This window comes from Enterococcus sp. 6D12_DIV0197 (genome assembly GCF_002174385.1).
Classification (GTDB): Bacteria; Bacillota; Bacilli; order Lactobacillales; family Enterococcaceae; genus Enterococcus_D; species Enterococcus_D casseliflavus.
On the sequence record NZ_NIBN01000001.1, the window covers coordinates 2,941,458 to 2,954,199 of the forward strand.

Annotated in this window: 11 protein-coding genes; 2 read left to right on the forward strand and 9 right to left on the reverse strand. The window is 43.8% G+C overall.

Annotated features, from left to right (window positions below):
• Nucleotides 1–93: 93 nt before the first annotated feature.
• The 5 genes from raiA to A5867_RS13795 form a co-directional block, all read right to left on the reverse strand.
• Nucleotides 94–651 (reverse strand): ribosome-associated translation inhibitor RaiA, encoded by a 558-nt coding sequence (raiA, locus tag A5867_RS13775; RefSeq protein ID WP_005231866.1) that lies wholly within the window; start codon nucleotides 649–651, stop codon nucleotides 94–96.
• Between the two features lie 137 nt (nucleotides 652–788).
• On the reverse strand, nucleotides 789–1,472 hold the full coding sequence (locus A5867_RS13780) for a ComF family protein (protein WP_010749781.1): 684 nt from the start codon (nucleotides 1,470–1,472) through the stop codon (nucleotides 789–791).
• Nucleotides 1,462–2,772: a DEAD/DEAH box helicase gene (locus A5867_RS13785; protein ID WP_086337985.1), complete on the reverse strand. Its 1,311-nt coding sequence runs from the start codon at nucleotides 2,770–2,772 to the stop codon at nucleotides 1,462–1,464. The genes A5867_RS13780 and A5867_RS13785 overlap by 11 nt, the downstream gene beginning before the upstream one ends.
• Before the next feature lie 106 nt (nucleotides 2,773–2,878).
• Nucleotides 2,879–3,199: a PTS sugar transporter subunit IIB gene (locus A5867_RS13790; protein WP_005228768.1), complete on the reverse strand. Its 321-nt coding sequence runs from the start codon at nucleotides 3,197–3,199 to the stop codon at nucleotides 2,879–2,881.
• A 72-nt stretch (nucleotides 3,200–3,271) separates the two neighbouring features.
• Complete coding sequence (locus tag A5867_RS13795; RefSeq protein WP_005228767.1) at nucleotides 3,272–3,565, reverse strand: hypothetical protein; 294 nt, start codon at nucleotides 3,563–3,565, stop codon at nucleotides 3,272–3,274.
• 110 nt (nucleotides 3,566–3,675) lie between these two features.
• Between A5867_RS13795 and A5867_RS13800 the strand changes: the two genes are divergently transcribed.
• Nucleotides 3,676–4,317, forward strand: coding sequence for a YigZ family protein (locus tag A5867_RS13800; RefSeq protein WP_086337984.1), 642 nt, complete (start codon nucleotides 3,676–3,678; stop codon nucleotides 4,315–4,317).
• Nucleotides 4,318–4,511: 194 nt separating this feature from the next.
• Here the strand turns inward: A5867_RS13800 and A5867_RS13805 are convergent, their stop codons facing one another.
• Together A5867_RS13805 and A5867_RS13810 are read right to left on the reverse strand one after the other, a co-directional pair.
• Nucleotides 4,512–5,219, reverse strand: coding sequence for a GntR family transcriptional regulator (locus A5867_RS13805; protein WP_005228765.1), 708 nt, complete (start codon nucleotides 5,217–5,219; stop codon nucleotides 4,512–4,514).
• Nucleotides 5,220–5,417: 198 nt separating this feature from the next.
• Nucleotides 5,418–9,644: a 2-hydroxyacyl-CoA dehydratase gene (locus A5867_RS13810; RefSeq protein ID WP_087627821.1), complete on the reverse strand. Its 4,227-nt coding sequence runs from the start codon at nucleotides 9,642–9,644 to the stop codon at nucleotides 5,418–5,420.
• A 174-nt stretch (nucleotides 9,645–9,818) separates the two neighbouring features.
• Here A5867_RS13810 and A5867_RS13815 point away from each other — a divergent pair, with 174 nt between their 5' ends.
• The gene (locus tag A5867_RS13815; protein ID WP_087627822.1) at nucleotides 9,819–10,424 is read left to right on the forward strand and encodes a TetR/AcrR family transcriptional regulator; all 606 of its coding nucleotides are present in this window, start codon (nucleotides 9,819–9,821) and stop codon (nucleotides 10,422–10,424) included.
• A 126-nt stretch (nucleotides 10,425–10,550) separates the two neighbouring features.
• Here A5867_RS13815 and A5867_RS13820 read toward each other — a convergent pair whose 3' ends face one another.
• Nucleotides 10,551–11,579, reverse strand: coding sequence for a LacI family DNA-binding transcriptional regulator (locus tag A5867_RS13820; protein ID WP_087627823.1), 1,029 nt, complete (start codon nucleotides 11,577–11,579; stop codon nucleotides 10,551–10,553).
• Between the two features lie 208 nt (nucleotides 11,580–11,787).
• Nucleotides 11,788–12,711, reverse strand: coding sequence for a carbohydrate ABC transporter permease (locus A5867_RS13825; protein WP_249270057.1), 924 nt, complete (start codon nucleotides 12,709–12,711; stop codon nucleotides 11,788–11,790).
• Nucleotides 12,712–12,742: the final 31 nt, after the last annotated feature.

Sequence of the window (12,742 nt, forward strand, 5' to 3'; positions counted from 1 at the left end):
TTCATTCCAAAAGATAAAAAAACAGAGCAGCTTATCAGCTACTCTGTCAAAAAAGACTTTTTTTGGGGTGTCGCCAAAAGGATCCCACACGTGTTAATCCGTTTCGATCAACCCGTATTTACCATCTTTCCGACGATACACAATGCTCGTTCCATTCGTTTCCGCATCTTCAAAGATAAAGAAGTTGTGTCCAAGCATGTTCATTTGTAAAACAGCTTCTTCACTATCCATTGGTTTTAAAGACAAACGTTTTGTACGTACGATGTCTAAATCAGAACCATTGGTTTCTTCATCGTTTGCTTCAGTTGTGAACAAATCACCATCTGTTGGCGGAACCAACGCTGTCTCACGAGATTTGCGATTGATTTTTGTTTTGAATTTGCGGATTTGGCGTTCCAATTTGTCAACAACCAAATCGATACTAGCATATAGATCAGGTGAAGTTTCTTCCGCACGTAGAACTAGGAATGGTAAAGGAATCGTTACTTCTACTTTTGCAGTTTTTTCTGTATAAACTTTCAAATTAACGTGTGCTGTTGCTTCTGGCACATCATTAAAATAACGTTCTAATTTACCTACTTTTTTCTCGACGTAATCACGGATCGCTTCTGTTACCTCGATATTTTCGCCACGCACATTATATCTAAACATAAAAATTACCCCTTTCGTCTACCAGTAAAGAAGGAAAAGGACCACTCTTTTCTTCTTCTTAACTCTATTATATCGAACTCTTGGTCATTTGCCTAGTAAATCGAACAATTTTCTTTAAGCGTTTTCAAAATAACGTTTCAACGAGCAATAGAAAAAGAACGAATCGACTGGGGGCCAAAGGACTGCAGTGCTTCAGCTGCATGATATAACGTTCTACCGGTAGTATACACATCATCGATCAACAATAATTTTTTCCCTTTGATTTCACACGCTACATCTGGCTTCACTGCAAAGGGTTGCGCCTCTACTAATCGTTGCCTGCGAGAACGTTGTGCCTGTGGTGCGGTATCAACAACTTTCTCCAGTAACTCTTGAAATCTGACTCCGGCGGCTTCCAGCACAGCGGTGACTTGATTAAACCCTCGCTGTTGGTAACGCTCTGCCGATAGTGGGATGGGAATCAAACACTCATAGTCAAACCTGTTGAGTTTCTGTTTGATCACAGGCGCAAACGTCCCCCGCAACTGATAGTTTCCCATCAGTTTGTATTCGTGAAGCCAATCCTTCATTCCTTGATCGTAAGCAAATAGCGCTCGGTGCTGCAATTGTATCATGGGACACGTTTCTTCCCAATAGAGACAATCGCTGCAAAACTCAGTTTCTTTTTTTCCACACGAAGGGCAGCAGGTTCGCCAATCGATCACTGAAAACTGTTGGGCACATTGCGGGCACAATTCATTTTCTGGGATACGCCAAGGAGCCAACACCTCAATGATCGTTCGTTCTCTAGGAAAAGTCCTTTTACACCAACTACACACCATCGGTCAGCCAGCTTTTTGCCAATTGGTTCATTTCCTTAATTTCGTTGAGTGCTTTTCGGATCGCTTCCGTCATTTGGTCGTAGAAAAAAATGACCTCCCCTTCCGTATAGGCCCCTTTACGATCGACACGACCAGCAATTTGCACGAGCGCCGATTTTGTAAAGACTGGATGATTAGCACCCAATACGATGACTGAGACGTTTTCAAACGTCACCCCACGCTCTAAAATCATCGTTGTAAACAACACCTTGTAAATCTGTCGACGAGCAGACGCTACTTTTTCGCTCCGTTTTTGATCTTGCGACGAAACGCTTGTCAAAGACCATGACGTGCCTTGTCGGCGGACAGCCGCTTCTACTTCCTTCATCAGCGCAATGCTTGGACAAAACACCAAGACAAAGTTTTTTTGAAGCAGCCGCTGCAACTGCTGCAGCAATGGTCGCAGCCAACGTTTTCTGCGATAAGCCTGCGCCCAGTGACTATAATGAACAGGTTTTGGAACGATCAATGGACGCTGATGAAACCGCAGCGGCATTTTCAAGACAGCGAATTTCCCACGAATTTCTTGCAGCAGTCGTTCTGAAGGCGTCGCACTTAAATAGATCAGACACCCGTTTTTGGCTAAGGCATTGTATAATCCGTAACGCAGCTGCGCATCGCCCTCGTAGGGAAATGCATCTACCTCATCCACCACGATCAGTTGAAAGCTCCAATAAAAATGCAGTAGCTGATGGGTGGTGGCAATAAGGATGTTTGTGTAGCGATAAGACTCTTCTGATTTTCCATAAAGGAGCAAGCTTTCCTCTTGTGGAAATGCTTGCTGAATTCGCGGAAACAATTCACGACAAACATCGATCCGAGGTGAGACGATCGCCACTCGACCACCTTCTTGCCGAACGTAGCGGATCGTTTCAAAGATCATTTCGGTCTTCCCTGAACCCGTGACCGACCAAACAAGCGAGGATCGCTTTTGTCGACAATTAGACACCAATTGCTGGGAAATTTTTTTCTGAAACGGCGTCAATGCTCCTGGCCAGACGATGTGGTGATCAATGGCTGGACTATCCGTAGGTTGAATCACCAGTCGCCCATTTGATGTGATCCGACCATAGCGAATACAGGTTGGACAGTAATAGCTGCCTATCGGTAATTGCACCGACGGCTTGCGGTGGGAAGAACCGCATCGCTGACAAACGATTCTCTGCCCCTGCTCGAGCATTGCCGGTCGAGAATCAAAGGGTTTTCCTACATTCATTGTTTCATCTAAAACAAAAAATTGTCTTCCTTTTTGATTGGTCATAACATACACCTCAGTTTTAAGTACGCAAAAAAATCGGTTCAAGTACTTTTTGAAAAGTACTTGAACCGATTACAGGTTTCTTGTTTGCTTCAACAGCAGGTCTTGCTTATTCGCCGATCAATGTCAAAGCTTGATCTAAGACTTTTTCGCCGTTCATCATGCCGTAATCTGCCATGTTGATTACTTCTAAAGGAATTCCTTTTGGCGCTAGACGTTTCTCAAAATCGCCTTTCATGAAACGAACTTGTGGTCCTAATAATAAAACATTTACGTCTTTGCTTTCTAAATGTTGATCTGCTTCTGAAGCGGAAACTGCAAAAATATCTGCTTCTAATCCTTTTGCTTCAGCTGCTTTTTGCATTTTTGTTACTAATAAGCTTGTACTCATTCCTGCAGAACAAACTAACATAATTGTTTTTTTCGCCATATCGAACACTCCTTGAATTTTAAGAATAAGATAACATTTCCTATCTCTAGTATAGAACAAGTTTGAAATTTGTCAACGCTTTCTATCCAGCAGCCAGTTTGATTTTACTAAACGGTTAAAAACGACATACTCTTTTTTTAAATTGACGAGGACTACCTCATAGCCGGCATTCAGCCACGCATAGGCCCCGTTTTCAGGATGTCGGTAATCATTTGCCCACCAATCCGTACTCGTGCGGGCACTTTTGGGCAAACCGGATGCTGGGAAAAGAAATTCATCAAACTGGGTAAAGGTTAACGTAATTTGTGAACCGCCGTTGTTTTTTAAATAGTGCGTGATCGTATCGTACTTTTTGCGTCTACCCAAAGCAACTGCCTCCTCTTTTTCAGGTCTGTGTTGGTGCCTTTTTCTTTCTTCTATTTGTAACTTTCCTTCCGATTGCCTATACTAGAAACATAAAGGAGGCGATCGTACGCGTGACTTATCGAACGATCCGACAAGATGGAGAAACGGAAATAGAAATCAAAAAATCGCGTTTCATCTGTTCGTTAAAACGAATCCAATCAGAAGATGAAGCCAAAGCGTTTATACAAGCCCTCAAAAAAGAACATTGGAAGGCGAATCATCATTGCAGCGCCTATGTATTGGGTGAAAACCATGAGATCCAACGCAGCAGTGATGATGGTGAACCTAGCGGCACCGCTGGAGTACCGATTTTAGAAGTATTGAAGAAAAATGACTTGATCAATATGGTCGCTGTCGTTACCCGCTACTTCGGTGGAACGAAACTTGGCGCTGGCGGATTGATCCGCGCTTATTCCAGTTCAGCTTCCGCTGGCATCAAAGCGGTGGGAATCGTCGAAGGCGTTTTGCATCAAGAGCTTGCATTGACCATTGATTATCCCCTTTTAGGTAAGCTGCAAAACTATTTAGAACTGCAGAACATCTACGTAAAAGACATTGCTTATACCGAGAAAATCGTTGTTACCTTAATGATTCCCGAAGCAACGCTTGCCGACCAAGAAGCCGCTTTGATTGATTTGCTGCAAGGGCAAGTGCAGCTAAACAAAGGCAAGACCGAATATGTAGAGCGCCTCATTGAGGAGCCAACCGAGTAACTACGCAGGGCAAGCACCCTGTCAGGTTTGCTTTTTTCCTCAAAGCGCGGACTCTAATGCCGCTTGCTGCAGCGAATGCAGGAACGCCCAATCGTTGAAAAACCGAATTGACCGATGCGGAGCAACAGCACGTATGCTCGCAGTGTCCTTTCGGCTTTTTCGCGTCTTTTTTGTTTCCAGCCGTCTCAGGCAGCTTATTTTTCCATATAAAATTCGAAACGATTGCCGACATATTGGGTGCGCACATATTCAAATGGTTGTCCATCTTCAAATGAAGTGATTTGCCGCATACGTAAAATCGCATCGCCGCGTTTGATTTGTAAGTAATCAGCAATTTGCTCGGAAGCGACCATAGCTGAGATCGTTTGCGAAGCGCCGCCAATTTTCCGCTGTCCTTTTTCTTCCAACACTTTATAGAGGGAAGAGATAATCTCCTCCTTGCTAAAGTCATGAATAAACTTTTCAGGGATACTCGCTACTTCAAAACAGATCGGCACATCATCCGCATACCGAATCCGCTCCATCCGTAAAATCGTTTCGTGTCCTTCTAATTGCAGCTTTTCCATCTCACTGGAGCTAGGTGCCGTCAAGAAATAAGCGACCGCTTTGCTGGAAGGCTTACGACCAAGAGAATTCATAATTTCGGTAAAACTCGTCGTGCCCGTCATTTTCTCTTGTACTTTTTGACGAGCCACATAAGTGCCAGAACCGATTTTGCGCTCAAGAATCCCCTCATCCGCTAAGGTTTGGATCGCTTGCCGCAACGTCATGCGACTCACGCCGAATTGTTTTGACAACTCCCGTTCTGAAGGCAGACGATCCCCGATTTTGTATGTATTGTTTTCGATATTGGCTTTGATTTGATCATGAATCTGGATATAAACAGGTAATTTTTCCACCACTACACATTCCTCCGTTCCCCTCCTATTATAACTGGTATATACCTAAATAGCTAATAAAAAAAGCAAAAACTGCTCAGTTTTTCTCAATTTGTGCGAACTCTTTCCCCATTTTATAGGCAGAAAAAGAAGTTATCACAAATTGTCCAAACAAGAGCAGTCTCTTTGCTTTTAAATTGGTTCGGTCGCTGGCTTGAGAATTTATTCAGCCAGCGCTTTATTAGCAGTGGCCATCAGCAAGCGAATGCGATTCAATTGATTGACGATCGAAACACCTGGATCGTAATCAATCGCTGCAATGTTCGCCTGTGGGTATTGACGACGTAATTCTTTCATAACACCTTTTCCTACTACATGGTTAGGCAGACAGCCAAATGGTTGCAGACAAATGATATTGTTGACATTATTTTCCAACAGATCGATCATCTCACCGGTCAAGAACCAGCCTTCTCCCGTATGATTGCCGATGGAAACAATCTCGCTCGCTTGCTCGGCAAGCTGATAGATCGAATGAATGCCCTCAAAGCGCGTTGACGCCCGCAACGCTTTATCCATTGGTTTTTGGAGCCGTTCAATCGCCATGATCGCAAAATCAGCGATCATTTTGCTTTTCTTCGCCATCCCCAAATGCTCGTAGCGCCAAATCTGATTGTAGAGGGAATAATTCATGAAGCCGACAATATCTGGTACGACCGCTTCCGCTCCTTCTGCTTCTAACAGGCGAACGACATCATTATTGGCAGTCGGTGAATACTTCACTAAAATCTCTCCCACGACACCGACACGTGGCTTCTTGATAGCATTTAACGGCACTTGATCAAAGTCTTGAATGATTTTCTTCATATTGCGATTAAAGAGGCTGAAGGAGCCATTGCGGACATTTTTGGCAATTTTTTCCAGCCATTCTTGGTGGAGCCGATCGACAGCCCCTGCTTCTTGCTCATATGGACGGGTGCGATAAACGACTCGTTCAAAGAGATCTCCGTATAAAAATGCCACCGCCAAGCGTTTCATCATCGGCAAGGTAAAGCGAAAGCCAGGATTTGATTCAACACCAGTATTGCCCATCGAAATAGATACCACCGGTACTTGCGGAAATCCTGCATCGTTCAATGCTTTACGTAACAAGGGAATATAGTTCGTTGCGCGACACCCACCGCCCGTCTGGGTCATCAATACGCTGGTGTTTTCGACGTCATATTCCCCGCTTTGTAACGCTTCTACCAGCTGTCCAATGGAAATGATGGCCGGGTAGCAGGCATCGTTATTGACAAAGCGCAAACCGACATTGACTGCTTCTCGATCTTCACTGGGCAGACAGACCACTTGATACCCAGAAGCCTGCAAAGCGACATCTACTAATCCGCTTTGATGGATGGGACTCAACATCGGCAATAAGAGCGTGTGCTGCTTGCGCATTTCCTTGGTAAAAATAATCTTTGCTGGTTCCTCGTATTGCTTTTTAGGAACAAAGTGCTGTTTATCCCGTTCGTTGACTGCTGCTTTCAAGGAACGTAACCGAATCCGAATCGCTCCAAGGTTTGCACCCTCATCGATTTTCAACACCGTATACAGCTTGCCATATTGCGCCATGATCTCTTCGACTTGATCGGTGGTCACTGCATCGATCCCGCAGCCGAAGGAGTTTAATTGAACCAATTCCAACTGCTTGTTTTTCGCCACCACTCGTGCAGCCGCATACAACCGTGAATGATAGACCCATTGATCCACGACCCGCAGATCGCCGACATTTGCTAAATGAGCAATACTGTCCTCGGTCAGTACATGAAAGCCTTCTTGGGTAATGACTTCCGCTATCCCATGGTTGATTTCAGGGTCCAAATGATACGGTCTTCCAGATAAAACGATTCCTTTTTGGTTGGTCGTCATCAGCATTCGCAGCGTTTCTTCTCCCCGTTGCGCAATATCTGCTTTGAACTGATCTAGTTCCTCGAAGCCGCTGCGCAGCGCTTGGGCAATTTCGTCTTCAGAAAAACCAAAATCTTGAAACGTCCCCATTAAGGTTTTGACCATTGAGGCTTCATCTGCCAGATTTAAAAATGGACAGCGGTAGTCAACCGCCCCTTCACGAATCGCATCGACGTTGTTACGAATCACTTCTGGATAGCTTTGTACGATTGGACAGTTAAAATGATTTTCAGCGGCAGTGTTCTCTACTCGCTCAAAAATGACTCCTGGATAAAAGATCAACGGTATGTTTTGATCGATCAGTGCTTGGATGTGTCCATGGGCTAGTTTGGCTGGGTAACAAACGGTATCGCTAGGAATCGTTTCGATCCCTTGCTCATATAGTTCTTTATTAGAACGCGGCGACAAGGTTACTCGAAACCCTAACTGGGTGAAAAAGGTATGCCATAGCGGATAATTTTCATAAAGATTCAACACTCTTGGTAAGCCGATTTCCCCATGGAGGGCATCTTTTTTACGCAAAGAACGGTACTTGAACAAGCGGCGGTATTTTTCATCCACGAGATTGACTTTGCGGTCTTCTTTTTTGATTTTGATCCGCGCACCACGTTCGCAGCGATTCCCCGTAATGAATTTTCGACCATCCGAAAAGAGGGTCACGGTTAATAAACAATTGTTTTCGCAAAGACCGCAATTTGTAAATTCTTTTTCTGCTTGAAAATCGGCCATTTCTGCAGGAGACAACAACGTACTGACATCGTCGATCGCCGCTTCTTCTAACGCGATCAACGCCGCCCCATAAGCGCCCATCAAGCCAGCGATCGATGGTCGTACGACTTCACGGCCGCTGATCAATTCAAAGGCGCGCAGAACCGCTTCATTATAGAAAGTCCCTCCTTGGCAGACGATTTTCTCGCCAAGATCTTCGGGGCGCCGAACCTTGATCACTTTATAGATAGCATTCTTTATGACCGAGTAAGACAAGCCAGCCGAAATGTCGCCAACAGAGGCTCCTTCTTTTTGGACCTGTTTGACTTTTGAGTTCATAAAGACGGTACAACGCGAACCCAGGTCAACCGGCGCTTGGGCTTTTGTCGCTGCCAGCGCAAATTCTTTGACATCCTGATTCATGGATTTGGCGAAGGTCTCAATGAACGAGCCACATCCTGACGAACAGGCTTCATTTAGCTGAATCGAAGAAAGTGCACCGTCTTTGACTGTCATCGCCTTCATGTCTTGCCCACCAATGTCCAGGATAAAATCAACCCCTGGCTGGAAATGTTCAGCAGCTTTGTAATGGGCCATCGTTTCGACTTCACCGATATCGACCTTCAGTGCATGTTTGATCAGATGCTCACCGTACCCTGTGATCGTTGACTTTGCGATGTAAACGTCAGAAGGCATCTGACGATAAAGCTCTTGTAAAACCGCCATCGTTGTCGCTAACGGCTCGCCTTCATTGTTGCCATAAAAAGAAAACAACAAATCCCCTGCATCATTGATCAAGACGACTTTCGTTGTCGTTGATCCAGCATCGATACCCAAATAAGCAGCACCTTTATGCTCCGACAAAGGTTTTTCTGCAGCAACCGCTTGGGCATGGCGGGCACGAAAAGCAGCCAGTTCTGCTTCGTCTTTGAATAAAGGATCTAGCGTATCTGTTGGCGCAAGTGTGCCGTCTTCTTCATTGGCTAAGCGGTCGCATAGTACAGAAAGCTGCTGCGCTTCTTCTGCATACAGTGCAGCCCCCATCGCCACAAACAGTTCTGGGTTCTCGGGAAAAATGATATCTGCTTCTTGCAGGTTCAACGTATCGATAAATCGTTGACGCAATTCCGACATAAACGTCAGTGGACCGCCTAAGAAGGCTACCTTGCCTTTGATTTTACGACCAGCTGCTAAGCCAGCAATCGTTTGATTGACCACCGCTTGAAAAATACTCGCAGCAATGTCCGCTTTTGCCGCTCCTTCATTGATCAGCGGCTGCACATCAGTTTTGGCAAAGACCCCGCAGCGTGAGGCAATCGGATAAAGGGTTTGGTATCCCTTGGCTAGCTCATTGACCCCATTGGCATCCGTTTTCAATAAAACCGCCATCTGATCAATAAACGCACCGGTCCCACCGGCACAACTACCATTCATCCGCTGCTCCAACGCACCTTCAAAAAAGGTGATCTTCGCATCTTCACCGCCTAATTCGATCGCCACATCCGTTTCTGGGATCACTGTCTCGACTGTTTTGGTACAAGCGATGACCTCTTGGACAAAAGGAATCCGCAAAACTTCTGCCAGCCCCATTCCGCCTGATCCGGTAATCGCCAGCGCAACTGGCTGATCTTGGATTACTGCTTGCGCTTCTTTAATAATTTTTTCCGCTGCCTTTTGGATGTCTGCATAGTGTCGTTCATACCTTGAAAAACACGTTTGATTGCGTTCATCTAACAGAACCATCTTGACCGTTGTTGAACCGACATCGATGCCCGCCTTATATTTTTTCATTTGTTGCCTCCATCTAAACAACACTTTGTTGATTATCTAACAAGCCGTTTGTTATAATACTTATGTTCATTGTAATTCTTTTAATTGATAATTCAACAAACAATTCCAACGAAGGTGTGGGATAAACAACAATTAGACGTTTTTTGTCGTTTATTTTGAAAGGAAATTCACAATATGAAAAAATTGGATTTACGTGTCAAACGAACCAATAAGTACATTATTGAAGCCTTTATTCGCTTAGTTGAAGAAAAAGGCTTCGAGCAAGTGACTGTCCAAAATATCGCAGACGAAGCCATGATCAACCGCGCGACCTTCTATGCCCATTACAAAGACAAGCAAGACTTGTATGAAAAAATATTTGACTTGGCCGTCGAATCTTTTACCTCGATCCTTGACTTTGAAGATTTCGTTCAAGGCAATCGAATCAAGATCCGTAAAATCGAAGCGGCCATGACCGAACTTTTTATACACATTCAAAAGAATCGCTCTTTTTATTTGACGATCATGGATGCCTCTGCCATTGAGATCATTCGTAAAAAACTGGGGCTGATTTTAACGGAACGGTATCAAGAAATCTTTTCAACCTTGAAGATCACAGAAGGCGATCTTGAAGTGCCCTTAGATTTCATCATTGATTATATGACCTCAATATTTGTTGGCACGCTGCATTGGTGGCTAACGGCAAAAACAACGATGCACGCCGACCATTTAGCAAAACTCGTCATCAAACTAGTGGCAAACGGTCACCTAACTGTCTTGGGGATTGAAATTGAGGAATAACTGCTAAAGCATCACCATTCCCTTCACTGACTATCTCACTCGTGTAAAAAGCATTAAATCTTCCCTCGATAACATACACATGGTCTTTTCTTCCTCCACAGAAAAACCCGCCCTGATCGTCTGCTCTCAGGGACGGGTTTCTTGCAATTTTTCACGGTTCTTTTTTACTGATTTACGTTCGATCAATTCGAAAGGGATGATCTCTGAGGTGATCTTTTTCCCATTAAGTACACAATTAAGCAGTTTCAAACAAGCCCGTTTTCCCATCTGATGAAAGGGCTGTGAAATGGTAGTCAGTGGCGGACTGACCATTGCGGCAATACGGGAATTATCATAACCAACGACTGAAAGATCATCTGGTACGACGATATGGTTTTCGTAACAAATGGAGATGATTCCCAATGCTGTTTCATCACTTGCACAAAAGACCGCTGTAATCGGTTCTTTTCTTTCCAAATACGCACTCATTGCTCGTCGCCCAGATTGAAAACCAAAGTACCCATACTCAATAAATTGTTCTTTAACGGGGATCTGATTCTTCTCTAAGGCATCAATATACCCCTTGATCCTCGGTACACTCGTATTCTCATCATCATAGCTTAATCCTGCCAGCCCAATATTCGCATGTCCCTGTTTGATCAAATAGTCAACCGCCGTATACGCTGCCAAATAATCATCCACTTTTATGGAAGGAATTTTGTTGTTTGTGTCCGTACTTGAGACGAGTACAATCGGGATATTCAAGCTTTCGATTGGTGCCAAATCGTACTTTGATAAAAAAATGGAAAACACAATAATGCCGTCCACTCTACGTTCAGCCATGAGATCCAAACTCTTCTGGAAGCCTTCTCCCCCGATCCCTGCATGGGTCACGATCACGCTAAATCCTCTTGCGTGTGCTTCTTCTTCAATTCCTTCAATAATTTTCACATAAAAAGAAGTATCAGAATTTGGCATAATGATTCCCACCGTCTTAGTTGTTTTGGTCACTAAACTGATGGCAGTCTCATTTTTGCGATATCCTAGCATTTTAACTGCCGAAAGGACTCGCTCTTCAACTTCTTTGCTATACCCGCCAATATTATTCAGCACTCTCGAAACAGTGGCAATCGAAACGCCTGTCTCTCGAGCAATATCTTTTATAGTCGCAGCCATCTCAAATCTCCTTTTGTGTGCTTTAGTATCCGTTGCTTCTGATCAAATGAAAAAGCTTGCTACTTTTATCTCATTAGCATTCATAGCCATTTATTTCTCTTCTATTCTAACAAATATTGAAGAAAAAACGATAGTTAAAAGAAGTAAAAACGTCCTCTAGCTATCGTCAAAGCAAGAATAAAAGGGAAAATAGAGCTACGATTACCTCTTATTCTCCCGTGATTCCTGACTTGTCGATACTTTCCACAAACCATTTCTGAACAAAAACATAGAAGAATATCAACGGAAAAATGCTCAAGATCGTTCCCGAATATGCCACTGCCTCCGTATAACTAAGATTTGGATTGGTTCCCGGATCGCCTAGGGTCGCCGTGTTATTGACGACATTGTTAAATTGACTCTCCAATGAATTGAGTAGCATAGGTGTGGTTTGAATATTTCCTTCAATATAAAAAGAAGTCAACAACGTTTCATTCCAATACAACGCAAAAGCATAGATCCCGACAATTACAAATGCAGGTCTCACCATCGGTAAGGCAATCTTATAAAACGTCTTAAAGGCTCCTGCACCATCTAGAAAGGCGGCTTCTTCTAATGCCGTTGGAATCATTTTGAAAAACTGATAGAAGATCAAAATAAATAAAGCAGCTTGTTCCCCTTGCCCCATTAGAGCTGGGAAGATCAACGCACCCATATTTCCACTTAACCCAAACGTAGTAAAGAGTTGGTATCGCGGAATAAAAAACAATACTTTGGGTGCTAGATAGGTAAATAAAAGCAATGAAAAGATCAGAAATTTAAAGGGAACTTGAAAGCGAGCTAAGCCATACGCAATCAGCGCAGATGAGAGCATCAAGCACACGGTGGAGACCCCTGCAACCAGTACAGTAGTGAAATAACTCCCTGGCAGTCGCAACGCTCGCCAGGTCAGACGAAAATTTTCTAAATAAAATTCTGAAGGGATCCATTCGATCGAGTGATCTGCCAAATCTAAATTTGACATCAATCCAACCGTTATCATATTGATCAAGGGAAAGATAAAGACAAAACTCAGCACGATCAAGATTGCATATATGGCGATTTTCCCTAGTAAACCATTTGTAACATTCGTTCCCAGTATCATTTTTTTCATTCTATGGGTATTTCCTCTTCGTCGTATCATC

Bases quoted from the DNA above. Each gene is read 5' to 3' on its own strand.
- A5867_RS13780 (WP_010749781.1), bottom strand. From the start codon at position 1,472: ATGGTGTGTAGTTGGTGTAAAAGGACTTTTCCTAGAGAACGAACGATC.
- raiA (WP_005231866.1), bottom strand. From the start codon at position 651: ATGTTTAGATATAATGTGCGTGGCGAAAATATCGAGGTAACAGAAGCG.
- A5867_RS13825 (WP_249270057.1), bottom strand. From the start codon at position 12,711: ATGAAAAAAATGATACTGGGAACGAATGTTACAAATGGTTTACTAGGG.
- A5867_RS13815 (WP_087627822.1), top strand. From the start codon at position 9,819: ATGAAAAAATTGGATTTACGTGTCAAACGAACCAATAAGTACATTATT.
- A5867_RS13790 (WP_005228768.1), bottom strand. From the start codon at position 3,199: ATGGCGAAAAAAACAATTATGTTAGTTTGTTCTGCAGGAATGAGTACA.
- A5867_RS13820 (WP_087627823.1), bottom strand. From the start codon at position 11,579: ATGGCTGCGACTATAAAAGATATTGCTCGAGAGACAGGCGTTTCGATT.
- A5867_RS13785 (WP_086337985.1), bottom strand. From the start codon at position 2,772: ATGACCAATCAAAAAGGAAGACAATTTTTTGTTTTAGATGAAACAATG.
- A5867_RS13810 (WP_087627821.1), bottom strand. From the start codon at position 9,644: ATGAAAAAATATAAGGCGGGCATCGATGTCGGTTCAACAACGGTCAAG.